The 26,805-nt window shown below is 66.9% G+C and carries 28 protein-coding genes; 17 read left to right on the forward strand and 11 right to left on the reverse strand.

Annotated elements, in window-relative coordinates:
• The first annotated feature begins 88 nt into the window (after positions 1–88).
• Entirely contained in the window at positions 89–868 is a 780-nt protein-coding gene (locus tag AC57B8_RS09825; protein WP_496479517.1) for an SDR family oxidoreductase, read from the forward strand.
• Here the strand turns inward: AC57B8_RS09825 and AC57B8_RS09830 are convergent.
• The 11 genes from AC57B8_RS09830 to AC57B8_RS09880 form a co-directional block, all read right to left on the reverse strand.
• Entirely contained in the window at positions 856–1,305 is a 450-nt protein-coding gene (locus tag AC57B8_RS09830; protein ID WP_496479518.1) for a MarR family winged helix-turn-helix transcriptional regulator, read from the reverse strand. The genes AC57B8_RS09825 and AC57B8_RS09830 overlap by 13 nt on opposite strands.
• Positions 1,306–1,326: 21 nt before the next feature.
• The gene (locus AC57B8_RS09835; protein WP_496479519.1) at positions 1,327–2,289 is read right to left on the reverse strand and encodes an alpha-ketoacid dehydrogenase subunit beta; all 963 of its coding nucleotides are present in this window, start codon (positions 2,287–2,289) and stop codon (positions 1,327–1,329) included.
• Entirely contained in the window at positions 2,280–3,302 is a 1,023-nt protein-coding gene (locus tag AC57B8_RS09840) for a thiamine pyrophosphate-dependent dehydrogenase E1 component subunit alpha (protein WP_496479520.1), read from the reverse strand. The genes AC57B8_RS09835 and AC57B8_RS09840 overlap by 10 nt, the downstream gene beginning before the upstream one ends.
• A gap of 386 nt (positions 3,303–3,688) precedes the next feature.
• The gene (locus AC57B8_RS09845) at positions 3,689–4,129 is read right to left on the reverse strand and encodes a Mor transcription activator family protein (RefSeq protein WP_492741839.1); all 441 of its coding nucleotides are present in this window, start codon (positions 4,127–4,129) and stop codon (positions 3,689–3,691) included.
• A 16-nt stretch (positions 4,130–4,145) separates the two neighbouring features.
• On the reverse strand, positions 4,146–4,325 hold the full coding sequence (locus AC57B8_RS09850) for a hypothetical protein (protein WP_492741838.1): 180 nt from the start codon (positions 4,323–4,325) through the stop codon (positions 4,146–4,148).
• The gene (locus tag AC57B8_RS09855) at positions 4,322–4,942 is read right to left on the reverse strand and encodes a DUF3164 family protein (protein WP_095950404.1); all 621 of its coding nucleotides are present in this window, start codon (positions 4,940–4,942) and stop codon (positions 4,322–4,324) included. The genes AC57B8_RS09850 and AC57B8_RS09855 overlap by 4 nt, the downstream gene beginning before the upstream one ends.
• 11 nt (positions 4,943–4,953) lie before the next feature.
• Complete coding sequence (locus AC57B8_RS09860; RefSeq protein WP_139700595.1) at positions 4,954–5,340, reverse strand: hypothetical protein; 387 nt, start codon at positions 5,338–5,340, stop codon at positions 4,954–4,956.
• On the reverse strand, positions 5,337–5,762 hold the full coding sequence (locus AC57B8_RS09865) for a hypothetical protein (RefSeq protein WP_496479521.1): 426 nt from the start codon (positions 5,760–5,762) through the stop codon (positions 5,337–5,339). The genes AC57B8_RS09860 and AC57B8_RS09865 overlap by 4 nt, the downstream gene beginning before the upstream one ends.
• The gene (locus AC57B8_RS09870; RefSeq protein WP_495261446.1) at positions 5,759–6,175 is read right to left on the reverse strand and encodes a hypothetical protein; all 417 of its coding nucleotides are present in this window, start codon (positions 6,173–6,175) and stop codon (positions 5,759–5,761) included. Before AC57B8_RS09870 ends, AC57B8_RS09865 begins: the two co-directional genes overlap by 4 nt.
• Complete coding sequence (locus tag AC57B8_RS09875; protein WP_185993763.1) at positions 6,175–6,327, reverse strand: hypothetical protein; 153 nt, start codon at positions 6,325–6,327, stop codon at positions 6,175–6,177. The genes AC57B8_RS09870 and AC57B8_RS09875 overlap by 1 nt, the downstream gene beginning before the upstream one ends.
• 112 nt (positions 6,328–6,439) lie before the next feature.
• A complete protein-coding gene (locus tag AC57B8_RS09880; protein ID WP_159274832.1) occupies positions 6,440–6,703 on the reverse strand; it encodes a helix-turn-helix domain-containing protein in 264 nt (87 codons plus the stop codon).
• Between the two features lie 167 nt (positions 6,704–6,870).
• Between AC57B8_RS09880 and AC57B8_RS09885 the strand changes: the two genes are divergently transcribed.
• The 16 genes from AC57B8_RS09885 to xylF all read left to right on the forward strand — a co-directional run bounded on the left by AC57B8_RS09885 (position 6,871) and on the right by xylF (position 26,788).
• A complete protein-coding gene (locus AC57B8_RS09885; protein ID WP_221937729.1) occupies positions 6,871–7,593 on the forward strand; it encodes an XRE family transcriptional regulator in 723 nt (240 codons plus the stop codon).
• Between the two features lie 114 nt (positions 7,594–7,707).
• A complete protein-coding gene (locus AC57B8_RS09890) occupies positions 7,708–8,283 on the forward strand; it encodes a lysozyme (RefSeq protein ID WP_095950431.1) in 576 nt (191 codons plus the stop codon).
• Complete coding sequence (locus AC57B8_RS09895) at positions 8,280–8,930, forward strand: hypothetical protein (RefSeq protein WP_496479522.1); 651 nt, start codon at positions 8,280–8,282, stop codon at positions 8,928–8,930. The genes AC57B8_RS09890 and AC57B8_RS09895 overlap by 4 nt, the downstream gene beginning before the upstream one ends.
• Complete coding sequence (locus AC57B8_RS09900) at positions 8,927–9,199, forward strand: hypothetical protein (RefSeq protein ID WP_235944287.1); 273 nt, start codon at positions 8,927–8,929, stop codon at positions 9,197–9,199. Before AC57B8_RS09895 ends, AC57B8_RS09900 begins: the two co-directional genes overlap by 4 nt.
• 174 nt (positions 9,200–9,373) lie before the next feature.
• Complete coding sequence (locus AC57B8_RS09905) at positions 9,374–9,853, forward strand: hypothetical protein (RefSeq protein ID WP_496479523.1); 480 nt, start codon at positions 9,374–9,376, stop codon at positions 9,851–9,853.
• Between the two features lie 68 nt (positions 9,854–9,921).
• Positions 9,922–10,851, forward strand: coding sequence for a phage tail tube protein (locus AC57B8_RS09910; RefSeq protein ID WP_496479524.1), 930 nt, complete (start codon positions 9,922–9,924; stop codon positions 10,849–10,851).
• A 71-nt stretch (positions 10,852–10,922) separates the two neighbouring features.
• A complete protein-coding gene (locus AC57B8_RS09915) occupies positions 10,923–11,273 on the forward strand; it encodes a hypothetical protein (protein WP_095950412.1) in 351 nt (116 codons plus the stop codon).
• 17 nt (positions 11,274–11,290) lie between these two features.
• Positions 11,291–11,641 (forward strand): DUF1799 domain-containing protein, encoded by a 351-nt coding sequence (locus tag AC57B8_RS09920; protein ID WP_143599196.1) that lies wholly within the window; start codon positions 11,291–11,293, stop codon positions 11,639–11,641.
• 89 nt (positions 11,642–11,730) lie between these two features.
• Entirely contained in the window at positions 11,731–13,941 is a 2,211-nt protein-coding gene (locus AC57B8_RS09925; RefSeq protein ID WP_496479525.1) for a phage tail length tape measure family protein, read from the forward strand.
• An 11-nt stretch (positions 13,942–13,952) separates the two neighbouring features.
• Positions 13,953–14,561, forward strand: a complete 609-nt coding sequence (locus tag AC57B8_RS09930) for a hypothetical protein (RefSeq protein WP_496479526.1) — start codon at positions 13,953–13,955, stop codon at positions 14,559–14,561.
• Positions 14,558–15,181 carry a hypothetical protein gene (locus AC57B8_RS09935; protein WP_095950416.1) on the forward strand — a complete coding sequence of 208 codons (624 nt, stop codon included), beginning with the start codon at positions 14,558–14,560 and terminating at the stop codon, positions 15,179–15,181. The genes AC57B8_RS09930 and AC57B8_RS09935 overlap by 4 nt, the downstream gene beginning before the upstream one ends.
• Positions 15,178–15,594: a DUF6950 family protein gene (locus AC57B8_RS09940; protein WP_095950417.1), complete on the forward strand. Its 417-nt coding sequence runs from the start codon at positions 15,178–15,180 to the stop codon at positions 15,592–15,594. The genes AC57B8_RS09935 and AC57B8_RS09940 overlap by 4 nt, the downstream gene beginning before the upstream one ends.
• A 50-nt stretch (positions 15,595–15,644) precedes the next feature.
• Positions 15,645–22,322 (forward strand): hypothetical protein, encoded by a 6,678-nt coding sequence (locus AC57B8_RS09945; protein ID WP_496479527.1) that lies wholly within the window; start codon positions 15,645–15,647, stop codon positions 22,320–22,322.
• 4 nt (positions 22,323–22,326) lie between these two features.
• Positions 22,327–22,950, forward strand: a complete 624-nt coding sequence (locus AC57B8_RS09950; RefSeq protein ID WP_496479528.1) for a DUF4376 domain-containing protein — start codon at positions 22,327–22,329, stop codon at positions 22,948–22,950.
• Entirely contained in the window at positions 22,947–25,502 is a 2,556-nt protein-coding gene (locus AC57B8_RS09955; protein ID WP_496479529.1) for a phage head spike fiber domain-containing protein, read from the forward strand. The genes AC57B8_RS09950 and AC57B8_RS09955 overlap by 4 nt, the downstream gene beginning before the upstream one ends.
• A gap of 263 nt (positions 25,503–25,765) precedes the next feature.
• On the forward strand, positions 25,766–26,788 hold the full coding sequence (gene xylF / locus AC57B8_RS09960) for a D-xylose ABC transporter substrate-binding protein (protein WP_496479857.1): 1,023 nt from the start codon (positions 25,766–25,768) through the stop codon (positions 26,786–26,788).
• Positions 26,789–26,805: the final 17 nt, after the last annotated feature.

Consider the following 26,805-nt stretch of genomic DNA (forward strand, 5'->3'; position numbering starts at 1 on the left):
GAATCTGATCGGGCCGATTGACGGCTACCGCAAAGGGAATGGAATTCCGACACTGAAGGCCTTCCTCCTCCAACTGATCGGAAAAATCATGGCTTCCACCTCTGTGTCCTCCTCCTCCTCCTCCTCCCCCGTCCTGGCCGGCAAGGTCGCCTTCGTCACCGGCGGCTCGCGCGGCATCGGCGCCGCCATCGTGCGCCGGCTGGCGCGCGACGGCGCGGCCGTGGCCTTCACCTACGTCAGCGCACAGGCCGAGGCCGACAAGCTCGCCGGCGAGATCCAGGCCGCCGGCGGCCGCGCGCTGGCCATCCGTGCCGACGCCGGCGACGCCGCCGTGCTGACGGCCTCCATTGCCCAGGCCGCGCGCGCTTTCGAGCGGCTCGACATCCTGGTGAACAACGCCGGCGTGTACCTCGGTGGCGAGCTCGACACCTTCTCGCTCGAAGACTTCGACCGCACCATCGACGTCAACGTGCGCGCCACCTTCGTGGCCGTCCAAGCGGCCGCGCGCCACATGGGCGACGGCACGGGCCGCATCGTCAACATCGGCAGCATCAACGCCGAGCGTGTGCTGGACGCGGGCGCCAGCGTCTACGCGATGAGCAAGGCCGCCATCGTCGGCCTCACGCGCGGCCTGGCGCGCGACCTCGGCGCGCGCGGCATCACGGTGAACAACGTGCAGCCCGGCCCCATCGACACCGCCATGAACCCCGCCACCGGCCCGCGCGCCGCCTCGATGCACGACGTGATGGTGCTGCCGCGCCACGGCCGCGCCGAAGAAATCGCCGGCATGGTCGCCTACCTCGTGGGCCCCGACGGCGGCTTCGTCACTGGCGCCAACCTGAGCGTGGACGGCGGCTACACGGTCTGACCGGCAGTGCCTGAGTCGGGCGCGCGCTCCACCGCGCGGATCAGCGTGTCGAGCGTGTCGCTCAGGCGGGCCAGCTCGCTCGCATCGACGCCCGCGAACAGCTCGGCCTCGCGCTGCCGGCCCAGCGCGCCGACGGTGGCGTGCAGCGCCTTGCCGGCGGCCGTGAGGTACAGGCGGCTGCAGCGCTGGTCGGTCGGGTCGCTGCGGCGCTGCACGCGCTGGTGGCGCTTCAGGCCCGCCAGCCCGCGGCTCACGGCCATCTTGTCCAGGCCGGTGAGGTCGGCGACCTGCGTGGCGCTGAGCCCCGGCTGCGCGGCCAGCACGGCCATCGCGCGCCACTCGTTCAGCGTGAGCTGGTGCTCGCGCCCCACGCGCTCATGGAACGGCCGTGCCGTGAGATTGACGACCCGCACCAGCTTGAAGAAGAGCGGGTCCATGGCCGTTCGTGCCTTTGTGGTTCAGCCGGCCAGCTTCTTCGCCGCCGCCATGATCGCGTCCACGCCGACGCGCGACTGCGCCTCCAGCACCGGCGCGTAGCCGACCGGAATGCGCGGCGCGCCCAGCCGCGCGACGCGGCAGCCCGTGGCTTCGGCCGCGCTCGCGGCGATCTCGGCGCCGAAGCCCGCGGCCTGCACCGCCTCGTGCACCACCAGCAGCCGCCCCGTGCGCGCGCACGACGACAGCACCGTCTCGCGGTCCCACGGCCACAGCGTGCGCAGGTCGATCAGGTCGACCGCGATGCCCTCGGCCGCCAGCGCGTCGCAGGCCGCGGCGCAAGGCTGCATCTGCTTGCTCCAGCTCACGAGCGTGAGCGCATTGCCCTCGCGCACGCGCGCCGCCTTGCCCAGCGGAACGACCAGCGTGTCGTCCACCTCGCCGCGCAGGCCCCACAGCGTCTTGTGCTCGATGTAGACCACCGGGTCGCCGCACTGCAGCGCCGCGCGCAGCAGGCCGTGGTTGTCCTGCGGTGTCGACGGGCTCACCACCACCACGCCCGGCAGGTGCGCGAACCAGGCCTCGAGCGACTGCGAATGCTGCGCCGCCGACGCGTCCCAGATGCCGCCCGGCATGCGCGCCACCAGCGGCACGCGGCCCTGGCCGCCGAACATGAAGCGGTTTTTCGCGGCCTGGTTCACCAGCTCGTCCATGCCGCACAGCGCGAAGTCGACCACGCGCATCTCGACCACGGGGCGCAGCCCCGCGAGCGCCATGCCCACGCCGGCGCCCATGATCGCGGCCTCGCTGATCGGCGTGTCGATCACGCGCTCGGCGCCGTACTGCTGCTGCAGCCCCTTGTACTGCCCGAAGATGCCGCCGCGGCCCACGTCCTCGCCGAGCACGACCACGCGCGGGTCGGCGTCCATCTCCTGCTGCAGCGCGCGCACGGCGGCTTCGGAATAACTCAGCGTCGTCACAGCCATTGGCCTGCTCCCGTGGTCTGCACGTCGGTGAAGGCGGCGCTCGCCTCGGGCCAGGGCGCCGCGTCGGCCACGGCCAGGGCCGTGTCCACCTCGTCGCGCGCGGCGTTCTCGATGGCGTCCAGCGTCGCGGCGGCCACGCCGGTGTCCAGCAGGTGGCCGCGGGCGCGCGCGATCGGGTCGGTTTCCAGCGCGGCGGCCAGTTCGGCCGGGTCGCGGTAGGCCGCGAGGTCGACCGACACATGGCCCTTCACGCGGTAGGTGAGCGCGTGCAGCAGGCGCGGTCCCGTGCCGCTGCGCACCTCGGCCACCAGCCGTGCGGCAGCGGCATGCACCGCGAACACGTCGTTGCCGTCGACCTGCGTGGCCGCGATGTCCATCGACGCGGCGCGCGCCGAGGCGCCGTCGCCGGCCGTCATCGGGCCGCTCGCGGTGGTCGCGCTCCAGCGGTTGTCCTCGCAGACGAAGAGCACGGGCAGGTCGTACACGCGGGCCCAGTTCAGCGCTTCGAGGAACGGGCCGCGGTTGATCGCGCCGTCGCCGAAGAAGCAGACCGTGATGTCGTCGCTGCGCTTCAAGAGCTTTTGCGCATGCGCCGCGCCCACCGCGATCGGCAAGCCCGCCGCGACCACGCCGTTGGCGCCCAGCATGCCCACCGAGAAATCCGCGATGTGCATCGAGCCGCCCTTGCCGCCGTTGAAGCCCGTGGCCTTGCCGAACAGCTCGCACATCATCCGCGTGAGGTCCGCGCCCTTGGCCAGCGTGTGGCCGTGGCCGCGGTGCGTGGAGGTGAGGTAGTCGCTCGCGCGCAGGTGGGCGCACACGCCCGCCGGCACCGCTTCCTGCCCGGTCGACAGGTGCAGCGGCCCGCGCACCTTGGCGGCGCCGCCCGCCTGCTGGCCATAGGCGCTGACCCCGCCCTGGCTGGCGGTCTCGGCAGCGTTCTCGAAGGCGCGGATGCGCACCATGACGCGGTACAGCGCCTCGCCGGCGCCTGGGGGGTTGCTCGGGTCCATCTTGTCTCCAACGCCCTGGGGATCGGCGTTTTGAGAAAAATCGTATCAACCGAGACGGATTCGACCTACCGGGCTAACCCTTCGACCCCTCGCCCGGCCTCCTTTTCGGGCGCGGGCTTCCTGTTCTCTTCTCTATTTATTCTTCTTATTTAAGTTAGTAGTAGTAGATAAGGGTAAACCCGCCCTGTGGACAGGGCACTTTTTCCCTTGCCTGACAACAACTTGTCACACCCCGGACACTGTGTGCTCCTGTGCTTTCGCGGTGCTATCAAAACAGGAACAACTTGGGCGCGGGCGCTCTCGCTGTGGATAACAGGGGGCTTGTTCGGAAACTGTCCCCAGAGTTTTCCTGTGAGGAGGCCGGGCCCTGCCGCCCGGCCTCCGGGTCAGAGCGAAATGTCCGCGACGATGCGTGAGACCTGGCGTTCCACGAGGCTGTGTTCCGCGGCCAGCGCGCGGATGGACTTGCCCGTGCTGTAGTCCGTGCGGATCTGTTCGTTGCGGATGGCGTCGAGGGCCCGTTGGGCCTTGGGCAGCACGAAGCGAAGCCCCGTGCCGTCGACGGCGTACTCGGCGCTGAGGGCGCGCAGGTTGTCGAAGCCGATCAGCGCGGCGAACGGATGGTCGGGGGCCGGGTTCGCCGGAATGTAGATCCGCAGGCCGCCGTAGCGCGCGACGAAGGACATGGTGGCCGACAACCCGATCAGGCGGGCGAACTCCCGCAACCGGGGCGGCAGCAGGTCGCGCGCCGGCGCGGCCCTGCGCGGCCACGGCGCGATCGTGTGCGTTGGAAACGGCACGGTGCTGACGAACTCGGGAGGGCTCATGGGATGGGGCTCCGTTTCAGATGTCGGTGGGACCGATCTGCACCTTGGCGGGCGGGCGCTCCCGCATCGCCGAAGGCTCGATCAGGCCCGCGGCTTCGAGCTGCGGCCGGCACGCGTCGCAGGCGATCTCGTGCAGGCTGGCGCCGGGCGCCATGCACCAGGCGCAGAAAGAGGGCTCGGTGATGCGCATGCTCATACGGCGGCCACGTCCAGGTTGATCGGCGTGTACTCGCCGGTGACGTCGTTGCGCTCGTAGAAGCGGATGTAGGGCTTGGTGCTGGCGATGCGCATGCTGTCGCCGATCGCCCTCATCGCCTGCTGCCACTTCGCGTCGGCGATGTCGTGCCGGCGCAGGCCGAGTACGCGGGCGGTGCTGATCTTGCCCTGCTGGTCGACGTGGAATGCATCGTTCACCAGCACCTTGATGTTGGCGTTGCTGCCCTTGCTCCAGCTCTGGATGCACTCGTCGATGAGCGCCTTGGCCGCCTGCAGCCGTTCGTCGAAGACGACGGTGTCCTGCATCCGGCGTTCCACCTTGTGCTTGCCGTCGAAGCTCACGAGCGTGACGTTGCCCTTGCGGCCGCCCTGCTTCACGTCGTAGGCCGCCAGGCTGCGCTCGATGAAGGCGTGCACCGCGTTCATGGCGGCCACCTTGAAACCGATCAGCGCCGCGCTCTGCTGGCGGGCCTGCTCGCAGAGTTCGCTGACGACGGCATGGCGGTCCTTGTCGATGGGCTTGATCTTCGACACCGGGATCAGCGCGTCGTTGGCGTCTTTCCAGTAACCCGGGTGGTGTGCGATGGCTTCTTGCATGGAATGTCCTCTCAGGAGTTGGCGTTGTTCTTTGGGGTGTCGTTGTCGGAAAGGGCGAGCTGCCCGAGCAGGGCCGCCAGCGACACCTGGCGCAGCCGGCTTTCGATGCGCAGGCCGGAGACGGCACGGCTGCGCAGGTAGCGGCAGGTCTCGTCGAGCTCGGCCGCCGTGGCGGCCATGAAGTAGCCGGTGTCGGGCTTGCCGCAGATGTGCTCGCCCTGCAGCCGCAGCGCGGCGACGTGTTCGCGCGCGCGGCGTTCCTGGGCGGGCGCCGGTGTCGAGCGGCCGGTGATGCGGGCGACGAGATCGCGCACGTGCAGGCCGTGCGCGCGCCCGACGCAGGTCCGCAGTTCGGCCAGCACCTGGGCGGCGGTGAGGGTCGGGTCGGCGCTGCTCATTGCGCGGCCCCCCAGAAGCCGAACCGCGTGCCGAGCAGCAGGCTCGGCACCCGCGTGAAGTCGAGCGCGCCCGGCCGCACCACGGGGCTGTGCATGGGCATGTAGACGCTGGTGTCGAGCCGCGTCACGCGGCGCGCCGAGGCCATGCGCTCGGCCACGGGCCCGGGGCCGCATCGCCAGCGTCGCCGCCCGCCGACCGTCACGGCGTGGACGTGGCCGCCGTCCGCCAGCCGCGCCAGTTGCCGGCGAAGCGCCGGGCTGCCTGGCTCGGGCCGGTAGCCCGCGAGATGGTGCGCCAGCATGCGGTCGAGTTCCCCGGCCGATGCCGTGCCGTGCGCTTCGAGGTGCGCGGCAACGGCCCGTGCGAGTCGCTGCTCCCATGCGCGATCCGTGCGATCTGCCTGATCCGTGGTGTCGTTCATGCGGGGTGTCCTTCCCTGGCCGTGCGTTGCGGCGGCGTGGCGCCCACGTCGCGCTGAAGCACGTAGCGTTTCAACCCGTCGACGCGGCGCGCGCCGATGCGCACGTCCTTCGGACGCTGCCGCGACCACGACAACATCAGTGCGCCGGCCTGGCGCCGGGCCTCGGCCACGTCGTCGTCCGCATCGGCCAGCAGGCTCGCGGCTTCGTCGGCGGTCAGTGCGCGGCGGATGCGCAGCAGGCGCCACAGGCGTTCGGCGAAAGGGGCGCCGTCGCCCGCCATCGGCTCGGCCGTGTCGTCGGGCGGCGGTGGTGGCGCGGCCGCTTCGGCCTGCGCGTTCGCGATGCGCTGCTCGGCGAGTGCCAGCAAGGCCTTGGCGACGAACCATTCGGAGGAAGAGGCGGTGTCCTGCATCACGCACCTCCTGCCAGTCGTTCGAAGCGCATCGCGCCGTCGAACGCGGTCTTTTTCTCGGTCTTGACGAAGCCTTTTCTCACAGTACATTTCTCCTCGCTCGTGGCACTGCTCAGTTCACTGGCACGCCCGGTGAAGGCTGCAACCTTCATCGGGCACTCTTGAAATCACGCGTTTCTTCTTCCTCCTCCGCACACGCCAGACCCTGGCGAGCCAAGCCGGGCAACCCGGCCAGGTCCCGTGCGGTGCGCCCGCTGGCCAGGCTCAGTCCGGCCCTTCGCCGGGAGGCGCCAGCGCATGCGGATTGCGCGTCATCGCAATGCCGCGGTGGCGCGGACGCCGGTAACGGCTGGGCCAGATCGCTTCGGGTTCCAGCGCCAGCGCGCGGGCCACGATGCGCTCCGCCGCAACCCAGGGGCGGTACAGAACTTCATTGATGTGCGCGTATTTGTGTTCTTTGGCCAACTTCGACAGGTTGGTTCCGACCATTGCAAGTGCAGCTTTAACCTGAGCCGGGTGCCAGTCCATCGAAAAATCTCGTTTTGTGTTGATAGTCTCGATTATGCACACAAAACAGGTTTTGACAATCTAAAAAAACACGCAAGGCGATATTTCTTGTCGGCGAAACACTTTTTGGGTTGAGAAAGTACCTTTGTGTGTTTAATATGTGCGCCTTCGCACAAAGCAGAGTGATCGTGACGTCGCCCACCCCTACCCCTTTCGACGACACCCAGGTGACCGCCCGCGTCAACGAGCTGGCCCTTGCACAGGGCGCGCGGTTGCGGGATCTGCGCAAGCGCAAGGGCCTCACCATCGACGACCTCGCGCAGCGCAGCGGTCTGCACTTCAATACGGTGGGGCGCATCGAGCGGGGCGTCAGCGACGCCAGCCTCGCGCAGCTGTATGTGATGGCCCTGGCGCTGGGCGTCGATCCGGCGGAGCTGAATCCTTTTCAGTCCGCCCAGCCGGCCAGCCCGCTGTCGAACGGGCTCGACGACGAGACCTTCGTGCTGGTGGAACTGCTCGACGTGCGCGTGAGCGCCGGCGGGGGCTCGTACAACGGCTCGCAGGAAGACATGGGCCGCTTCGCGTTCAACCGGGCCTGGATGGCGCGCAAGGGCGTGAAGCCGGCCTATGCCCGCATCGTCCATGCGCGCGGCGACTCGATGGCCGACAAGATCAACAACGGCGACATCCTGCTGGTCGACACCGCCACCAAGTCGCTCGACCAGGACGGCGTGTACGTGATCCAGCTCGACGGCCACGACTACGTGAAGGTGCTGCAGCGCGACTTCTCGACCGGCGGCCTGCAGATCATCAGCTACAACCCCGCCTACAAGCCGCAGGTGCTCAGCGCCGAGCAGGCGGCCGAACTGCACATCAGCGGCCGCGTCGTCTGGCACGGCGGCGAGATCTGACCCGCGCGTTCCCGCGATCGGCGGGCAGGCCAGTGTAGGCAGCGCCCCGCGCGGAAAAGGAGGTTGGCGGATGTCGACCTCAGCCGATCGGCCCCCGCGCCCGACCATCAGGGCATGGGCAATGACATCTTTCGAAGGTTCCGGCGGCGACCTGCGTCCGCCGAAAAAGGGGGCGCGTCCCCGCGCCAACTGCTGACCGTCCTCGCGCTCAGCGCGGCCGGGCTGGTGGGCATCGTCGCGCGCGAGGGCTACAGCGACAAGGCCTACCCCGATCCCGTGCACGGCACCGCGGTGCCGACCATCGGCTTTGGCACCACCGGCGGCGTGCGCATGGGCGACACCACGGCGCCCGTGCCCGCGCTGCAGCGCGCGTTGCGCGATGTGCAGACGTATGAAAGCGCGCTCAAGCAGTGCGTGCAGGTGCCGCTGCACCAACACGAGTACGACGCCTACGTGAGCCTGGCCTACAACATCGGCGCCTTCAACTTCTGCACGGGTGGCCGCGCGGGCCACACCTCGGTGCTGGTGCAGCGGCTCAACCGCGGGGACTACGCAGGCGCATGCGACGCCATCCTTGGCTGGAAGTACGCGGGCAAGACCGATTGCTCCGCGCCCGGCAACAAGACCTGCGGCGGACTCTGGCAAGACCGTCTGCGCCTGCATGCGCAATGCCAGGGGAATGCGCCATGACCTTCGGCACACGACTTTCCGTGATCGCCGTGGCCGTCGGTGCGGGCGCATTGCTGCTCGCCGTCGGCGGATGGGCGGTGCACGACGCAGGCCGCACCAAGGAGCGTGTCCTCTGGCAGGACAAGGAAGCGCTGCGCGCCGCGCAATTCGCGAAAGACCTCGAAGCCGAGTACGCGCGCGGGCGCGCCGCATCGACCCGCTACCAGCTCGGCGCCAGCGCCCTGCAGGCCCGCTACTTCACCCTCGAAGGCCCGTCCCATGATCTACGCCGGCGCGTTTCTCTTGTCGTTCCTCCTGCTGTTCCTGATCGCCGCGCTGAGCGGCCTGGCGATCCTGCGCGACCTGTCGCGCCGCGAGCGGACCCGGATGCTGTCGCGCCTGGCGATGCACAGCGCGACCCTGTCGACCGCGGTCATCGCCTCAGCCTTGCTGCTGTCTGGCTGTGGAACAGCGCCCTCGCGGGCACGGACGTTCCCGCCGGTGCCTGCGGACTTGCTGACACCTCCGTCGAAGCCTGTGCTGCTGACGCCGGTCTCACCGTCGACGACGCCTGGGACAACCACCACCTCAACGCGAAATCCTGCGCCGCCGATCGCCTCCGGCATCGCGCGCTGATCGAGTTCATCACAGAAAGGCCCGCCCCATGAGCGACTCCCACGCCCGCGCACAGGAACTGCTGTTGCTCGGCCAGATCCACGGCCTCGTGCAAGCCCTGAAGGAGGGGCAGGACCAGCAGAACCGGCGCATGGACAGCTTCGATGCGCGCTTCGATGCACTCGACGGAAGGCTGCGTGCCGTCGAGCAGCGCGCGGCCGTGTTCGGCGCCGCCTCAGGCGGCGCGATGGCCATCGGCACCGCGCTGCTCATCGAGGCCATCAAGCAGTGGTTTCGCGGTGGGGGTCCCGGTGCGAACTGAACGCATGAACGAAGGCGCGTACCGCCGTCTTTTCGCACCAGGGGCCGACAGATGTCGGCCTTTTGCATTTCGGGCCCGGCCGCGACAGTTGATTCACCAACCAACGCAGCAAACGATGCACACCACTTCCATCCACACGATCTTCACGCCGCAGCATTCGGCCGGAGCCGCGGCATGAGCGGCCTCGACACCTTGCGCGCGGCCATTGTCCAGACGCTGAACGGCGTGCCGCAGATCGGCCGCGTTCACGACCGCGAGCGTTTCGCGAGCGACGAGGCCGCGCTGCGCGCGCTCTACCTTCACACGCTGCCCGGCGGCGCACAGCAGCTGCGCGGCTGGTGGCTGCGCCGTGACGCCACCGAGGAGCGCAGCCTCAATGTCGGGCGCACCCTCAGCGTCGACACCTGGACCTTGCACGGCTACATGGCCGTCGATGACGCCGCCGCATCGGAGCTCGCCTTCGACGCGTTGATCGAGGCCGTGCGCGACGCCGTGCGCGCCGACCCGAGCTTCGGCGGCGCATGCGCCCTCAGCCCGATCAAGGACGAGAAAGCCACCGACGGCATGCAGGTCGGCGGCACCGGCGCGGTCAGTTTTTGCGGCGTGCAGTGCCACGGCGCCTCCCTGCAGTTGCGGACCTGGCGCTACCTCTGAGCCAGGCCCTCTGTTCATCAGTCCCTTCCTTCCATCAACCAACCAACCAATCAACGGAGAACGCCGACATGGCAAAACTCATGCGCAAGATGGCCATCCTGGCCAAGGCTGAAACGGTACGCGGTACCGACGCCCTTCCGACCGGTGCGGCCAACGCCATCCTGGTCAGCGAAGTCACCCTGACCCCCATCGAAGGCGATGTGGTCCAGCGCGACAACGTGCGACCCTACTTCGGCTCGCGCGGCTCCGTGCTGGTGACCCAGTACAGCAAGATCGCCTTCTCGGTCGAGATCGCGGGCGTCGCCGCTGCCGGCGACGTGCCGGCCTATGCCGCGCTCATGCGCGGCTGCGCCATCGCCGTCACCACGGCCGCCGGCGTCAGCACCACCTTCGCACCGGCCACCGACAGCCTCGAGTCGCTCACCATCTACGGCAACGTCGACGGCACCGTCTACAAGATGACCGACGCGCACGGCAACGTGAAGGCCACCATCGACGCCAAGGGCATCCCGAAGTGGCAGTTCGAGTTCACGGGCCTGTTCGTGCCTGCCGCCGACGCACCGCTGCCCACGGCCGACTACACCAAGTTCATGGACCCGCTGGGCGTGAACAAGGCGAACACCACCCTCATGCTCGACGGCCTGGGCGTGGCGGCCAGCGCCTTCAGCTTCGATGCCGGCAACACCGTCGTGAAGCGCGACCTCATGACCGTCGACTCGGTCGAGATCACCGCGCGCGTCTCCACCGGCTCGGTCACCTTCGAGAACACCTCGGTGGCCACCAAGGACTGGATCGGCATGGCGCGCTCGAGCAAGCGCGTGCCCCTGGCCCTCAAGCACGGCCAGGGCGCGACCAACGTGGTCGAGTTCCTCTCGCCGCGCGCGCAGATCGGCAAGCCCACCTACAGCGACGTCGACGGCGTGCAGATGGTCACCGTGCCGCTCGAGTTCGTGCCCAGCGGCTCGGGCAACGACGAGTGGTCGATCGTCGTGCGCTGAGCGCGGCGTTCTTCGTCATTCGCTGACCCGGTCATTCACTCATTCATTCAAGACTCAAGGAAGAGAACCCGATGCCCCAGAAGCTCAAGATCGCTGTGAAGCCCACCTTCATCGCCCCCGTGGTGATGCGTGTGCCCGGTGACGGCCAGGTCGAGGAGGTGCGTTTCGACGCCGTCTTCAAGCGCCTGTCCAAGACCGACAACGAAACGCTGCAGGCGCGGCTGGACGCGCGCAGCCTCACCGACCGCGAACTGCTCGACATGGTGCTGGCCGACTGGAAGGGCCTGGAGGGCGAAGACAACGCGCCTTTCATCTGCACGCCCGACAACCGCGCCGCAGCGGCCGAGGACTGGCCGACCTTCGAGGCGGCCATTGCCTACAGCTACTTCGAGCACGCGTACCCGGCCGCCGTAAAAAACTGAGGGGCGCCGCGCGCTTCGTGCTCGGAGTCGCGCATCGCGTCCATGACGAGCTGGACGACGATCTCCGCAGCCAGTGCGCGTCGCTCGGGCTCGACCCGAGAAAGCTCGTCTCCTCGATGGCGAACGGGGACGGCCCGCCGCCATTCGAGCTGTGGCCGGAACACCAGGAAGCCTTCGAGGTGTTCCACGCCTGCCGCACGCAATGGCGAGTGGTCGCCGGTGCAGCAGGCGCGTGGTTCCAGGGGCTCGACTTCGGTGCGGTCGACGTGGCGATGCGGCGCCTGGGCATTCCGCGTGTGCGCCAGCGTGAAGTGTTCCTGCAGTTGCAGGTGATGGAAGACGAAGGCATTGCGGTGCTGAACGTCTAGCAACAGCGTGGGCCGACGGCCATCGAAGGAGCTTGGGGCCGGCAGATGTCGGCCTTATTTTTTCTTTCTCTCAAACGGACCATACAGACATGGCTGACGATCAAAAAAACGTATCTCCCCCGACGCTGGAGCTCTCGGCGGTGGTCAAGGGCATGCCCAAGGCGGCCGAAGGAGTGAAGCAAGTGAAGGATCTGATAGAGGGGCTCGCCTCTTTCTCGGGAGCTGCAGAGGGTGGCGGCACCAAGAAGCTGAATGCAGCCAAGGTGGCTCTCGAGGCGCTTGCCTATTTCGGTGACGCCACCCTCAAAGGCAAGAGAGAAACTGTCGCATTCGATAACGCCAGGCTCGTGTCCGGCAACCCGGCGGGTTTCACGAACGATCAACTCCGGGAGATCTCGCTTCAGATCAAAGGCCAGGACGGAACACTGGCGCAAGCGTCGAAAGTCACGGCAGCGTTGGTGGCGACAGGCAAGGTTCAGCGCAATGCGATAGTCGATGTGGGAACGGCCACTGCGGAGCTGAATCGGTTGCAAGGTGTTCCCATCGAGGAAAGCGTTGCGAAATTCGTCGAATTGGGCAAGGAGCCCACAAAAAAGTCGATTGAGTACAACAGAAGCGGCAGCCGTCGCTATATGGCCGGGGAGATGCTCCAGAAGATCAGCGGGCTCGAGGCGAAAGGCGATCTCGAGGCGGCAGGATCGTTGGCGCAGAAGGCCTTTGCCCTCGACCAGACCCAACTCGTCCGGCAGCAAGATCGAAGCAGAATCTTCCCGGACCGCGCGGTCTCGTTCGTCGAGAACGCCGTCATCCGCCTTGATGATTCCGTACGCAGCCTCGGGCGAGATCAGACCCTCCAGCAGAAAATCGATTGGGCTGATGAGCTCTACGAAAGGCAACGGCAGCAGGAAGCCAGAAGAGGCAATAAATCTTCGAACAGGCCCTTCACTAGCGGTCCCAGAGTGTCGCTGGAGGAGCGCGATCAAAAGCGTAAGGCACTGAGAGAGCTTCAGCGCGAGGATCGGAGGGCGGTAGATATCCAGGCAGATAACGCCGCCAGAAATGCCGCATCGTTCGACGCCGCTGCAGAAGCGTGGGAAGGTGCCGATGGGGCAAAAAAAGCGGGAGTATCTGCCGCGAGAGCAGCGGGTAGCGTCGTCGCGAAGCGCTCGACCGCAAGAGGCGTCACACGCTCGGCGACGCCCATTGCTACGGGTATCCAACGCGCAGAGGGCGATGGCCTTCGGCCGTGCATCGAAGTCTTGTGCGGCTGCAAGACAGGCGTAATGGACCAAACAAGGCAAGGCGTGCAAAAGGCCGCGCCAAGCGAAGCCTCAGAACTCGCATCCGTCGACCCGGAAAAAGCGCGACAAGCCGCCCTGCTCGAAAGCATGCGCAAGGCCACCTCCGGCGTTCTCGACCAGACGACCGCACTGGACGCGCAGAACACTGCGCACGGAAAAACCAAGTCGGCGCTGAAGGAACTGAACATCGCTCAACTGGAGCGTCAGTACCAGGACTTGGACAACACCGAGCAAGTCATTCCTGGCTACCTGGAGGCACTCGGTGCGCGCATCGAAGCCGAGAAAGAGCTGTTGAAGATTACCCGCAACAGTGAAGGCATCGAGGCTGCCGACAAGGAAAAGAGCAAGCGGGATGCGAAGGCCACCAAGATGTCCGACGACATTGGCGGTGCGTTTCGAGAAGGTTTCGTGAATCTGCTGGAGGGCAAGGAGAACGCGCTCGACAAGATGGGCGAGTCGCTCAAGAAGAAGATCGTTTCGTCGATCGCGGACGCGCTCTACGACACATCGCTGAAGCCAGCCGTCGAGGCATTTTCCGGATGGTTCTCGGGCCTGTTCAAGGGCGGATCTTCGGGTGGTGGGGCTCTTGGAGGCGAAAGCTCCGGCAGCAACTGGTTGGGCAGCCTCGTGAACGGCGTGATGAAGTTCTTCGTCACGAGCGCCAACGGCAACGTCTTCGCCTCGCCCGGCCTGCACACCTACGCCAACAGCGTGGTCGGCAAGCCCACCTTCTTCCCCTTCGCCAACGGCATCGGCCTCATGGGCGAGGCGGGGCCCGAAGCCATCATGCCCTTGCGCCGTGGTTCCGACGGCCGCCTTGGCGTGAGCGCTCAAGGTGCGAGTGGCGGCGGCGCGCTGCACTACGCACCCTCCACTGTCTTCCACATCGATTCGAGGTCCGATCGCGGCGCCGTGATGGCTGATCTGGACCGTGCACTTCAAGCAAACAACCAAGGCCAAATGGAACAACTCAAGCGTATGCGGGTGGTGCCCCAATGAGCATCATCACCTTGCCCCCCACCCTGCCTGTCAAGCGGCAGGACTTCGGCATCCAGACCTTCGACCTGAGCTTCAGCAGTGGCGACACCGGCTCGTCGCAGGTCGCCGTGCTGGCACCGCCGCGCCGTACCTGTGCGCTCGTGAGCGAAGAGCGCATCCCGCTGATGAACGAGGCCGCGATGTGGCGCAGCCTGGTGCATGCGCTGCGCGGCCAGGTCAACGTGCTCGCGGTCAGCGACATGTTGCAGCCGGCCCCGCGCGGTAGCGCGCGGGGCACATGGACGGCGCTGGCTGCTGCGGCGGGCGCGTCGTCGCTGTCGATCCAGATGGGTGCGGCCCAGGCCGGAAAGACCCTGCTGCAGGGCGATTGGATCGGCGTCAACCAGGGGTCGATCCAGCGACAGCTGCTGCACGTGCAGGCCGATGCCGTGGCGAACGCGTCGGGGCTGATCGTGGTGTCCGTCGAGCCGGTGTTGCGCGTGGCCGTGGCCGCCGGCAGCGCCGTGGTCTGGGATCGCCCGACCTGCCTCATGCGCAAGGTCGATACCAAGAACAACTGGTCGTCGGAGTCGCGCACGCAGGGCGGCTTCAGCCTCGATCTCATGGAGTCCTGGGAATGACAGTCACCACCAACAGCGGCTTTCAGGCCACCGCCAGCGCCGGCGCCTATGGCGAACTCGCACTGGTCGAACTGCAGCTGCGCTCGGGCACGGCGCGCTTCACGAACTGGCCGCTCAGCGTCCAGGTCATGGGCGAGACCTGGCAGGGCGTGGGCAACCTCGGCTCCATCGGCGAACTGCACGAGAGCGAAGACGGTGCAGCCGAAAAGCTCACGCTGACGCTCTCGCCGGTGGACATCGGCACGCGTGCCTTGGCGCTCGGCGATCCCGCGGACTACCAGGACCGTCGCGTGCGGGTCTGGATCGCCATGCTCGACGCCAACACGCTGCAGATCACCGGCGCGCCCGTGCTGCGCTTCGTCGGCGTGATGGACCAGATGAAGATCGCTCGCGATGGCAACAACGCCTCGATCAGCATGGACTGCCGCACCGCCAGCTACGACGTGCGCAGCAATCCCGCCGCGCTGCGCATGAACAACGCGCAGCACCAGGCACGGCATCCGGGTGAGCTGGGTTTCGTCTATCTCACCAGCTTGATCGGCAACCCGGCCGTCTGGGTCGGCAAGTGGCTGCAAGCCAATCTTCAATATCGACAGAACCTGGGTGTGCACAGCAAATGAGCATTGATCTCGACACTTTCATCGACGCGCGGCGCCACATCGGCTTCGCCTACTTCGAGCACGACTGCGCGACCATTGCAGCGGATTGGGTGCGCGAGCAACGCGGGACCGACCCGCTCGAGCCGCTGCGCGCGCAAGGCGGCGCGTTGGCGCCCAAAAGGCTGCTGACGGCGCTCAGGCACGTGCGTGCGGTCGGCGGCTTTCAAGCCGCTGCATCCACCCTTCTCGGGCCGGCGCTGCCCGGCCTGCGGGCTCAGCGCGGAGACGTGGTGCTGGCGCGAAGCGGCGCCCGTGTGGGCCGTGTATCGGGCCACAGTTTCGGCATCTGCACCGGCTCGAACATCGTGGCGCCTGGCAAGGATCGCCTCCAATTTTTGCCTTTGACGGCGGGGGTGGCAGCATGGCGCGTCTGATTCGTTTTTTCCTGGCCCTTGGTGCCCTTCTAGGCGTCTGTACTGCCGCAATGGCAGAGCCTGTCACGGGGATCCTCACGGCAATTGGCACGGCTGTTGGCGCGGGCGCATCGGCGGCCGCGGTCGGCGGGATGATCGTCAGCACCGCGCTCTCCATCATCAGTAACGCCTACGCGTCTTCGCAGGCCAAGAAGAAGGCGCGACAAGCCGCTGCCCGCAAGTTCGCGGAAGACGTGGCCAACCTGCGTGACCGTACGGCCACGCTGGTCAGTTCGGAAGCGCCTTGGGCCACGGTCTACGGCGCGCCCGCTCGTGTCGGCGGATCCATCGTTGCGGTGCTCGACAGCGGGCCGATGGCTCAGTTCAAGCACATCGTGATGGTCTTCGCATCGCACGAATGCGAGGCGATCGACGAGATCTTCATCGACGGCACATCGGTGGGGCGGCCCAATGAGTTCGGTTGGACCGACGGCTCCGAGTTCCAGATGCCACCGCTGTTCACGGGCTGGCCTTCGGAAGGCCCGGCAGTGAACGTGCAGTTCCACACGTCGCCTGGCGGCGTGGACACAGCCGATGCGTTCCTTCGCTGGAATGTCGACCAGACCCTTCCGGGTGCCAATCTCTGGACGGAGCAGCACAAGCTGAGCGGCTGCACCTATGCCGTGGTGACGCTCAACATGCTGTTCGAGCGTTTCCAGGGCGGCCTTCCCGAGATCACGGCCAGGCTGCGCGGCAAGAAGGTCTACGACCCCCGCACCGGCCAGACCGCCTACTCGCGCAACCCGGCGCTGTGCCTGGCAGACTTCCTTCGCTCGGAGACCGGCTACCTCGCGGCCGCCGACCAGATCGACGAAAACGCGCTGATTGCAGCGGCCAATGCCTGCGACCAGGAGGTCTACAGCGCCGTCGATGCCGTCAACCACGGTGGCTCCAAGGCACGGTATGTCTGCGACGGCATGTTCCGTTCGGACCAGGACCGTGAGTCGACACGGCAACAGCTCGAGGATTCGATGGCGGGCTTCAGCCTCGAGTCGGGTGGTGTCTGGCGCATCCAGGCCGGTGCCTGGTCGACGCCGGTGCTCAACCTCACCGACGAGGACATGCTGGCGCCCACGGCCGTGATGCAAACCGCCAACCCTGGCGCGAGTCGCTTCAACGGCATGCGCGGCACCTATGTCAACGCGGCGCGCAACGGGGTGAGCGAAGACTTCACGCCCTACCAGAACCAGGCCTTCCGTGCGCTCGACGCCAAGGACAAGTTCACCGACATGGCGCTGGCGTTCACGACCTCGCATGTGCGCTGCCACCAGATCGCCCGCGTGGTGGTCGAGCAGAGCCGCGGCGGCTTCGTGTTACGCATCCATCCGAAGATGCTGGCCTGGCATCTGCAGCCCGGCGACCGCATCGTGCTCTCGAGCGCGCTGTACGGCTTCACCAACAAGACCTTCCGCGTCACCGACTGGACCTACGCGCGCAACGCACCGCTGTCGCTGCTCGTGATCGAGGACGTGCCGGCCTACTACGACCTGGCCGACGAGGTGCTGGCCGACGCGGCGCCGAACACCAACCTGCCGAGCCCGTTCCTGCAACCGCAGGCACCGTTCGACTTCAAGGTGGAAAGCGGTCCGTCGCAGATGTCGCTGCAGGACGGCGGCATGGTGGCGCGCGCCCGCGTCTCGTGGGCGAAATCGAATGAGCTCAACATCCTGAAGAGCGGCGCGGTCGAGGTGCAATGGCGCTCGCTGGCGCCGGTGAGCGACTGGCACTCGTCGCAACTGCCGGGCGATGCCACCGAGACCTTCCTGCTAGGACTGTCGGTGCGCAGCCTCTACCAGGTGCGTGCGCGCTTCCGAACGCCCTACGCATCGAGCCCGTGGGCCACGGCCGAGCACACGCTGGTCGGCAAGGGCGGCGTGCCTGGCGACGTGGCGGGGCTCGCACTCGACGTGACCGACGCCGGCATCGTCGCCACCTGGGGCCAGCCGATCGGGCTCGACCTGCTCGACTGGAGCACGACCCGCGTGCGCATCGGCGCGAGCTGGGAGCTGGCCGACGAGGTGTTCTCCGCCAAGGGCGTGGCGGCCAACCTCGGATGGCTGCGCGCCGGCACCCAGCGTGTCTGGGCTTCGCACGGCAGCACGGCCAACCAATGGTCGGTGCCGGTCTCCGCGTCCATCGACATCGCGGCGCCCGCGCAGCCGCTCGTGAACGGCACCGTCTGGCGCAACGAGATCGACCTGGCCTGGCAGGACTGCAAGACCATGCAGCCGATCGCGTACTACGAGCTGCGCCGGGGCGCCACGCTCGAGACTTCTGAAGAGATCGGACGCACGGCTGAGCGGACCTTCGTTCGCACCGAAGCCACGGGCAGCTGGCGCTACTGGGTGCGCGCCGTCGATGCCGGCGGCAACGGCAGTGCGGCCGCGTATGTGCAACTCACGGTGCTGCCCGGCATCGACGAAGCGCTGGAAGAACTCGAAAAGGGCCTGAACGAGGCCGTCGACGAACTCAAGGCCGTCGACCAGGCGCAGAGCCAGGCGCTGACGAAGGAGACGCAGGATCGCGCGCAGGCCCTGAGCGCCGAAGCGGCTGCGCGAGCGGCTGCCCTTGCGGCAGAAACGGCCGCGCGCTCGGCGGCGTTGGTGTCCGAGGCCCAGCAGCGAGCGCAGCAGGTCACGCAGGTGACGAATGCGCTCACCGCCGAAGCCACCACCCGCGCTGCGGCCGACCAGGCCGAGATCACGGCACGTGTGGCGGCCGTCTCGCAGGAGGTGGCCGACCGGAAGGCCGCGGTGACGGCCGAGGCCAGCACCCGCGCCACGGCGATCACCGCTGAACAGAGCGCGCGGGCGGCGGCGCTGCTTGCCGAAACCAATGCCCGCAGCGCCGCGATCGCGGACGAAGCCACGGCGCGGCAGACCGCTGACGAGTCGCTGTCGTCACGCATCACGACGTTGAACGCATCGTTGAGCACCGCGCAGGCGGCACTGCAGACCGAGGCCACGACGCGCGCCAGCGCCGATGCGGCGGAAGCATCCGCACGCCAGCAATTGGCCACGCAGCTGCAGGCCGCGGACGCGTCACTGACTGCCGCCATCGGCAATGAGGCCTCGGCGCGCAGTGCCGCGGACGCGGCCGAGGCCCGCAGCCGCGAGTCGCTCACGGTCGCGCTGGTGGGTGCGACGGACCTCGCCGCCACCTTGGCCTACGTGGATGGCGCGTCGCTGGACATCGGGTTTGCCGAGCAGAGCTACGGTGTGTGGCAGGCGCCGGCGCTGGGGCAGGTGGGCAGCGGCCTGATCGCCGAAGAACGCCAGGCCCGGGTGGCGGCTGACGCCGCCGAAGTCAGCGCGCGCGAGACGCTGCAGGCACAGCTCACCGGCGGCTACGGTGGGTCGGACCTGTCGCAGGTGGTCAGCGGCCTGATCTACCAGGAGCGCAGTGCGCGCGCCACGAGCGATGAGGCCCTGGCACAGCAGATCACGTTGATCTCGGCAGGCGTGGGCGAGCAGTTCGACTACGCAAAGATCTGGTACTTCGATTCCGGCCTGGAGGCCTGGACGGGCAACGGCACGCCCTCCGTGGCGGCAGGATGGATCCGCCCAGCCAACCATGCGACCGATCCTTTCGTCGTGTCGCCTGTGGGGATTGCCGCGAACGGTTCGACCTACGGCCAGATCCGCATGCGTGTGCGCAAGGTCGGTGCGCCCGCATGGGACGGTGCGTTGTCGTGGCGCGCGGCGAGCGACAGCGGCTTCGATGCGTCGCGGCGTGTGACGATGACGGAGCCGACCTACGACGGCGCAGGCATCGGCATGGTCACGGTCAGCCCCGGCTGGGATGTGGCCATCGACCAGCTCCGGATCGAGCTGTCGGCGGCGCAGACTGCCACGGCGTACTTCGAGATCGACTGGGTCGCCATCGGACGTCCGTCACCGGGCGCCTCGAACGCCGCGCTGCAGACCGAGATCGCTGCGCGTGCGAGTGCGGATGCCGCCGAGGTCTCGGCGCGCGAGAACCTCGCGACGCAACTGCGCGGCGCTTACAGCGGCAACGACATCGGCGCACTGAGCTCGGGCCTCCTGGCATCGGAGCGCGATGCACGGGTGAGCGCGGACAGCGCCGAGGTCACGGCCCGGCAGCAGCTGGCAGCCACCGTGGCCAGCAACAAGACGAGCGCGGATGCCGCGCTCGTGGCGGAGCAGACGGCGCGCGCCAATGCCGATGCCGCCGAGGTCACGGCCCGCCAGGCACTGGCCGCGACCGTGGCCGGGAACCTGGCCACCGTCAATGCCGCGATCAACGCCGAACAGAGCGCGCGGGCCACGGCGGACACGGCGGAAGTCACGGCGCGCGAATCGCTGGCCACGCAGGTGCGCGGTGCCTACACCGGCACGGACGTGGGTGCTGTCAGCTCGGGCCTGGTCTACAGCGAGCGCCAGGCACGGATCGCCGCCGACAACGCGGAGATCACGGCCCGCACGGCGCTGGCGGCCACCGTGGCGAGCAACAAGACCAGCGCCGATGCCGCGCTGGTAACCGAGCAGAGCGTGCGCGCCACCGCCGACACGGCCAATGTCAATGCGATCACCGCATTGCAGGCGACCGTCACCGGCAACGCGACGGCCGGCTCCGCAGCGCTGCAGGCCGAGGCGGTGGCACGGGCGCAGGCGGACAGCGCAGAGGCGATCCAGCGGCAGGGCTTGTCCGTGGCGCTCACGGGCGTTCCCGATACCTCGGGCAGCCTGGACACGGTGATCGGTGCGTCGCTGGTCAACGACTTCGTGGGCAATGCCTTCGAAGTCTGGGAGAAGCCGACGGGCCCCACGCTCGCCAGCGGCTTGATCTACGAGGAGCGCCAGGCGCGCATCACGGCGGATGCGGCCGAGGTGTCTGCACGGCAAGCGCTCGAAGCGGTCGTCAACACGAACAAGGCGGATGCCGCTGCGGCCGTGACGGCGGAGCAGAGTGCCCGCGTCACCGCGGACACGGCGAACGCCAACGCGATCACGGCGCTGTCGGCCACCGTCAACCACACGACGAACGGCCTGCCGAGCAAGGCCAGCAACACGGCCCTGACCGCATTGACGACGCGCGTCACGAATGCGGAGGGCCTGATCACGTCGCAGGGCGATGCGATCACCAGCATCAACAGCGGGCTGGAGTTGGGACGTGCCGACTCGCAGGCCAGCCTGACGGCGGACGAGAGCCTGGCCAACGCAGCGGCCTGGCGCAGTCACTACGGCGTCAACCTGGCGACGTACTTCGTCACGACCACGACCGGCAAGGTCGCCACGACGGTGTGTCGTTCGCCCGTGGGCGGCGCGAACTTCTGGAACTATTCGAAGAGCAAGGTGGTGATCGACCCGGCGCGGACCTACCGCCTCACGGCATGGTTCCGGCGCGTGGATGCCAACGGCCCGCACTACTGGACCTGGTGGCGCAACACGTTGGGCAACTATGGCAACAGCGGTATCGCACTCGGCAGCCTGCCCAACAACGTCTGGACCCGGATCTCGCTGGACCTGCTCGGCAGCGCCTTCGGCGACACCTCGGTCAGCCCGGGTTTTGCCCTGAACCATACGGGTGGCACGACGGGGTACACGGAGATCCAGGGGTTCCGCTTCGAGGATGTCACGGACAGCCTGCGGATCACCAAGGCGGAGACCACGAAGGCGGATGCCAGCGCGGTCAATGCGCTGACCACGCGAGTCACCAGCGCCGAAGGCTCGATCACGGCCCAGGCCAACTCGATGACTTCGTTGACTGCGACGGTGAACGGCCATACCTCCTCGATCTCGACCAACGCCTCTGCCATCGCAACACTGGATGGCACCGTCAAGTCGCAATGGCGCCTGAACGTCAACGCGGACAAGAAGGTCGCGGGCATGATCCTCAACAACGACGGCACGAAGTCCGAGCTGGTCGTGCTGGTCGACAAGTTCGCCATCGCGCAGGACGGCCCGGGCGGCGTGCCGACGTTCCCTTTTGTTGTCGGCAGCATCGGCGGCACACCTTCGGTGGGGATCAACGGCAACATGTTCGTCGACGGGTCGATCAAGGCTCGCTCGCTGGATGTGGAGCAGTTGACGGCTTCGATTTCCAAGTTGGGCTACATCACTTCCGGCCAGGTCACGATCAACGGGGACATCACGGGAACAGGTTGGGGCTACATCCGCAGCCCTGGCAAGTGGCGCGACAGTTCCTGGGGCTGGATCCTGGCGCAACACCCCACGGGCGACATGTTCGTCGACTTCAGTCTCGGCGGCTGCGGGCTCGTGATGCACTACATCCCTGCGAGCTCATACGCCGGCTTCCGTCTCTGGGGGCCTGGTTTCAATCTGGACCAGGGTGGATTGACGATCAATCAGGTCAATGTGATCGACACGCTCAGCATCCGGGGCGGGGCCGTCACGCTGCCCAATGCGAAGCAAGCTGAAAACGGTGGCAGTGGAACCACGATGTGGTTCACCGTGCCAGACAACCAAGGTGAATGGGTGCAGACCTATATCACGGCGACAACTTTCGTGAACCCCTTCGGATTCGGTGTCGGAACACTGGCCATTCGTGTGGATGGCAACCCTGAATGGATGGGCGTCGGCTTGGAGGGAACAACGATCACCGGCGCGGTCGTCCGGTACCTGAGGCCCGGCGGGCACAGCATCGAAGTTGCAGGGACGCCCAACTGCTCGGGAACTTCCGTATTTTCTTTGGGATGTAGGAGATAAAGAGATGCCTGTTTACACGGTCTACGACAACACATCGGGTCGCGTGCTTGCGAGCGGATCCGCGCCCACAAACGAGGATTGTTTGATGCAAGCCCGGGAGACGCACGAAAGCGTCTTGCTGGGGCAGACGGTGCCGCAGGGGCACTACCTTCATGTGGCCACGCTGAAGCCCATTCCGATGGGCGACAAGCCTAGCCAGCATCATGTGTTCGACTGGACGCAATACGGCTGGGTCGATCCTCGATCGACCGAAAAGCGGCGCCAGGATCTGCGTGCACTTGTGACGGCGCGTCGATGGGAAATCGAAACCGGCGGCATCACGTTGCAGAACGGCGTGCGCGTTCTCACGGGCAAGCCCGACCAGGACCGCATCACGGCGGTGATCGTCAACGCCGACATCGCAGGCATCGACGCCGTCGACTTCAAGGCCGACAGCGGATGGGCTCGCCTGACCCTCGACGAACTTCGCGGTGTGGCCCGTGCGATCGGCCTGCATGTCCAGGCGTGCTTCAGTGCCGAGCGCACGCACCACGCCGCCATCGACCAACTCCGGACAGAGGCCGAGACCGAGGCCTACGACATCTCCGCGGGATGGCCCCTCACCCACAACAGCATTGAAACGCAATGACCACCACGCTCACCGACAAGAATTTCACGGAGCTGTTCACCTACTCTGGTGGCACCAACGGCACCTGCGTCAACTCGCAGGGTTTCATTCAGCCCAGCCCCACGCCGCGCTTCGATTTCGATCCGATCACGAAAGCTTCGAAGGGGTTGTTGATCGAAAGCCCGCGGCAGAACCTGTTGTTGTTCTCGTCTCGTTTCGATAGATATCCAACGTGGACAAGGTCGAATGCCACGCCCGTACCGGAAGCTGCCATTGCGCCCAATGGGCGGTGGGATGCATGCAAGCTAATCTTGAACAGTGGCGCCGCTGCAGGCCTCGGGCACATCGTTCAGACCGTTGCTAAGGCTACGACAGCGACTACCTACGCCTATTCTTTCTACGCGAAGGCGGCAGGATCCTCAAGTGGCTGGATCTATGCACGGGGCGCCTCTTCTGCTGACAGCATCAGCATTCCCTTCAACCTGACAACGATGACTGCTGCCGGTGTTGCGACTGGTGGGTTCGTCGAGGTGTCGAAAAAGGTCGTTGATGCGGGCAACGGTTGGCGCCGTGTCGAATTGGTTTTCACGAGCGATGCGTCTGCCGCGCTCCTGGCGGCCATCTACCCCGGATCTTCTGCTGGCATCAGTGGATCGGGTGATGGTGTAGCCGGCATCTATATCTGGGGCGCGCAGCTTGAGACTGGCGCGTTCGCAAGCTCCTACATTCCCAGCGTCGATGCCGTCACGGCGCGCACCTCCATCGGCAGCTACTACGACGCGAACGGCGTCCTGCGCTATGCGGCGGCGGGTGTTGCGCGCAACAGCCGCGAGCCATCGAACCTGACCTTGCCCCCAGTGCTGATGGTCGAGGAGCAGCGCACCAACATTCTGCAAAAGAGCAGCGACATGCACCTGACGCCGTGGGCAACGAGCGGCCTCTTTCGAGCGTCGGGAAAGTTGGCTCCAGATGGAAGTCTTCGGGCTGTTGAGGTGTCGGGCGCGCCGACCGGGCCGTTCGCTCAAACGGGGCCGGCGGCGACTTCCACTGTCTTGACCTATTCCGTCTACGTTCGAAATGTCTCCCGAACGGCCCCCATCTCACTCCTGCTGCGCAACAGTACGACGTCCACAAACTTCACCTTTGGCCTGTGCACGTTGTCGGGTGCCGCCCCCTCCATCTCAGGGGCTGGGTGGGAAATGCGGTCCGTAGGGAATGGGTGGTTTCGTTGCACCTACACACAGGCAACTGGCATCGGTGTCGGTGATGCGATGGCCTGCTATGCCGGATTCACCGATGCAGGTCCCGATAGCGGCGCTTTTCAGATCTGGGGCGCCCAGCTCGAAGCCGGTGCCTATGCGACCAGCTACATCCCGAGCACCGAGACCTTCACCGGTCGCGCGTCCATCGGCACCTACTTCGATGCCACGGGCGTGCTGAAGGTGGCTGCAGCCGGGGTCGCGCGCATGACGTACAACCCCGCCGACCTGACCATCGCTCCCTGGCTCATGCAAGAGGTGTCCAGTACAAATCTGCTGACCGAGAGCGAGTTTCGCAACGGGCTTGCGGATGCGTCCGTCAGGATCGGATGCGCGGCGGCGTCCTGGAGCGAACTGGGGTTCACGACAGGCATCGCATTCCCTGCGCCGCCGCCGGCCGGCACGTTCGCGTTCTATGCCGCCAAGTCGCCTGTTCTTGCGCCGTCGACCACCTACGTAATTTCCTGTTTCGTGAAGATGGATGACGGCGGAGCGCCCAGCATGCCCGCGTCTGGCGGCGCGGCGGACTTCGCGCTCGTCATCGCGAACGCGCCGATTTCTCCCGCCGCCTGCACCATGACGCATGTCGGCGGCGGCGTGTACCGCCTCACAGGCACGCGGACCACCGATGCATCCGTTCCCAGCACTGTGTCGGGTATCTGGAAGTACGGCACCAATAGCGCCCGCACTTTCAAGTTCACGGGCTTGCAGCTGGAACAGGCGTTGTCCGCGTCGAGCTACATCCCGACAACGACGGCGACAGTGACGCGTCTTGGGGACATCGCTTCATCGGCGGCCACCACGCGCCAAGCGGACACGGCAACTTCGGTGGCAACGACCCGCGCCCTGGACAGCGTCCGCATCGACACCACGAAGGGCTGGTTCAACGCTGCCGAGGGCACGGTGTTCATGGAGCTGGAAGTGCCCCGGATGAGCGACACCGGGACCAAGACGGTCCTGGAGTTCGGCGGGGTGGGCGGGCGCATGGGCGTTTCGTATTCTGCCGGGAATGTCACGAACGGCGTGGCCTACGGGTATACGGTGATCGACGGCACGACCCTGGCCACACCGCCGAAGGTGCTGCCAGGACCGATCGCCAAGATCGCGATGAGCTACGGGACCGAGGGCGTGCGCTTTGCCTACAACAACCAGCCGATCCAGAAGGTGGCTACGCCGATTGCGGGACCGGGCACCACCTACCTCGGTCTGGGCAGCACCTATGGCGGAGGGAACTGCCCCTTCTTCCGCATCCGCGCGGCGCGCTACCAGCCGCAGAAGCTCACGGATGCGGAAGTGGTGGCGCTGACGGCGTAAGGAAGTAACCCTGGCCACAGGCCCAGCGCGAAAAGCGCAATCACACACCAGGCCCCTTCGGGGGCCTTTTTCATGCCTGCTCAACGAGTTCACGGCATCCCCAGGCAATCCTTCTTCGTACTGCCAACCCCTCACCCATCCGTGCCCTCGCTCACGTCTCGGGGAATTCCCGGGTGCCCGGAACCCCCCGCCGATGGGATAGTTAGTTCGCCACTCAAACTAACTACCCCGGCACACCGTTCTGAGGAGAGACACCGATGCAACTGACAACGAAACACACCCTGGCCGCCCTGGCGTTCGGTCTCACGGCCGTGGGCGCGATGGCGCAGACCGTGGTCGGCGTGAGCTGGTCCAACTTCCAGGAAGAACGCTGGAAGACCGACGAGGCCGCGATCAAGGCACAGCTGGAAAAACTCGGCGCGAAGTACATCAGCGCCGACGCGGGCGGCTCGCCCGAGAAGCAGCTGGGCGACATCGAGGGGCTGATGTCCAAGGGCGCGAAGGCGCTGATCGTGCTGGCGATGGACAAGGACGCGATCCTGCCCGCCGTCACGAAGGCCACGCGGCAGAAGGTGCCGGTGGTGGCGTACGACCGGCTGATCGAGGCGCCGGGCGTGTTCTACATCACCTTCGACAACGTCGAGGTCGGCCGCATGGAGGCGCGCGAAGTCCTCAAGGTCAAGCCCAAGGGCAACTACGTGATCATCAAGGGCTCGCCGAGCGACCCGAACGCCGACTTCCTGCGCGCGGGCCAGCAAGAGGTGCTCGAGCCCTCCATCAAGAAGGGCGACATCAAGATCGTCGGCGACGAGTACACCGAAGGCTGGAAGCCCGAAGTCGCGCAGAAGAACATGGAGCAGATCCTCACCAAGAACGGCAACAAGGTCGACGCGGTGGTGGCGGCCAACGACGGCACCGCCGGCGGCGCGGTCGCTGCGCTCACGGCCAAGGGCCTGCGCGGCATTCCGGTGTCGGGCCAGGACGCCGACTTCGCCGCACTGAACCGCGTGGCGCTGGGCACGCAGACCGCGACCATCTGGAAGGACTCGCGCGAGCTCGGCCGCGAAGCCGCCACGGCGGCGGTCTCGCTGGCGGCCGGCAAGCCGGTCGACAAGGCCGCGCCCTGGGCCGGCGGCGCCAAGAAGATTTCGCTGTCCTCGCGCCTGCTGACGCCGGTGCCGATCACGCGCGACAACCTCGACGTGATCGTCAAGGCCGGCTGGATCAAGAAGGACGAGCTGTGCAAGGGCGTCTCGGGCGCGAACGCGCCCGCGGCCTGCAAGTAACGCCGCAACCACCGGCG

It is taken from the genome of Variovorax sp. BGA-UO-ETr-C22, from assembly GCF_059567965.1.

What these genes read in the sequence shown, in the direction of transcription:
- AC57B8_RS09895 (WP_496479522.1), top strand. Translation starts at nt 8,280, where the DNA reads ATGACCTTCGGCACACGACTTTCCGTGATCGCCGTGGCCGTCGGTGCG.
- AC57B8_RS09950 (WP_496479528.1), top strand. Translation starts at nt 22,327, where the DNA reads ATGCCTGTTTACACGGTCTACGACAACACATCGGGTCGCGTGCTTGCG.
- AC57B8_RS09840 (WP_496479520.1), bottom strand. Translation starts at nt 3,302, where the DNA reads ATGGACCCGAGCAACCCCCCAGGCGCCGGCGAGGCGCTGTACCGCGTC.
- AC57B8_RS09890 (WP_095950431.1), top strand. Translation starts at nt 7,708, where the DNA reads ATGGGCAATGACATCTTTCGAAGGTTCCGGCGGCGACCTGCGTCCGCC.
- AC57B8_RS09910 (WP_496479524.1), top strand. Translation starts at nt 9,922, where the DNA reads ATGGCAAAACTCATGCGCAAGATGGCCATCCTGGCCAAGGCTGAAACG.
- AC57B8_RS09915 (WP_095950412.1), top strand. Translation starts at nt 10,923, where the DNA reads ATGCCCCAGAAGCTCAAGATCGCTGTGAAGCCCACCTTCATCGCCCCC.
- AC57B8_RS09850 (WP_492741838.1), bottom strand. Translation starts at nt 4,325, where the DNA reads ATGAGCATGCGCATCACCGAGCCCTCTTTCTGCGCCTGGTGCATGGCG.
- AC57B8_RS09905 (WP_496479523.1), top strand. Translation starts at nt 9,374, where the DNA reads ATGAGCGGCCTCGACACCTTGCGCGCGGCCATTGTCCAGACGCTGAAC.
- AC57B8_RS09845 (WP_492741839.1), bottom strand. Translation starts at nt 4,129, where the DNA reads ATGAGCCCTCCCGAGTTCGTCAGCACCGTGCCGTTTCCAACGCACACG.
- AC57B8_RS09855 (WP_095950404.1), bottom strand. Translation starts at nt 4,942, where the DNA reads ATGCAAGAAGCCATCGCACACCACCCGGGTTACTGGAAAGACGCCAAC.
- AC57B8_RS09935 (WP_095950416.1), top strand. Translation starts at nt 14,558, where the DNA reads ATGACAGTCACCACCAACAGCGGCTTTCAGGCCACCGCCAGCGCCGGC.
- AC57B8_RS09825 (WP_496479517.1), top strand. Translation starts at nt 89, where the DNA reads ATGGCTTCCACCTCTGTGTCCTCCTCCTCCTCCTCCTCCCCCGTCCTG.
- AC57B8_RS09880 (WP_159274832.1), bottom strand. Translation starts at nt 6,703, where the DNA reads ATGGACTGGCACCCGGCTCAGGTTAAAGCTGCACTTGCAATGGTCGGA.
- AC57B8_RS09865 (WP_496479521.1), bottom strand. Translation starts at nt 5,762, where the DNA reads ATGAACGACACCACGGATCAGGCAGATCGCACGGATCGCGCATGGGAG.
- AC57B8_RS09940 (WP_095950417.1), top strand. Translation starts at nt 15,178, where the DNA reads ATGAGCATTGATCTCGACACTTTCATCGACGCGCGGCGCCACATCGGC.
- AC57B8_RS09830 (WP_496479518.1), bottom strand. Translation starts at nt 1,305, where the DNA reads ATGGACCCGCTCTTCTTCAAGCTGGTGCGGGTCGTCAATCTCACGGCA.
- AC57B8_RS09870 (WP_495261446.1), bottom strand. Translation starts at nt 6,175, where the DNA reads ATGCAGGACACCGCCTCTTCCTCCGAATGGTTCGTCGCCAAGGCCTTG.
- AC57B8_RS09835 (WP_496479519.1), bottom strand. Translation starts at nt 2,289, where the DNA reads ATGGCTGTGACGACGCTGAGTTATTCCGAAGCCGCCGTGCGCGCGCTG.
- AC57B8_RS09945 (WP_496479527.1), top strand. Translation starts at nt 15,645, where the DNA reads ATGGCAGAGCCTGTCACGGGGATCCTCACGGCAATTGGCACGGCTGTT.
- AC57B8_RS09955 (WP_496479529.1), top strand. Translation starts at nt 22,947, where the DNA reads ATGACCACCACGCTCACCGACAAGAATTTCACGGAGCTGTTCACCTAC.
- AC57B8_RS09875 (WP_185993763.1), bottom strand. Translation starts at nt 6,327, where the DNA reads ATGAAGGTTGCAGCCTTCACCGGGCGTGCCAGTGAACTGAGCAGTGCC.
- AC57B8_RS09900 (WP_235944287.1), top strand. Translation starts at nt 8,927, where the DNA reads ATGAGCGACTCCCACGCCCGCGCACAGGAACTGCTGTTGCTCGGCCAG.
- AC57B8_RS09860 (WP_139700595.1), bottom strand. Translation starts at nt 5,340, where the DNA reads ATGAGCAGCGCCGACCCGACCCTCACCGCCGCCCAGGTGCTGGCCGAA.
- AC57B8_RS09925 (WP_496479525.1), top strand. Translation starts at nt 11,731, where the DNA reads ATGGCTGACGATCAAAAAAACGTATCTCCCCCGACGCTGGAGCTCTCG.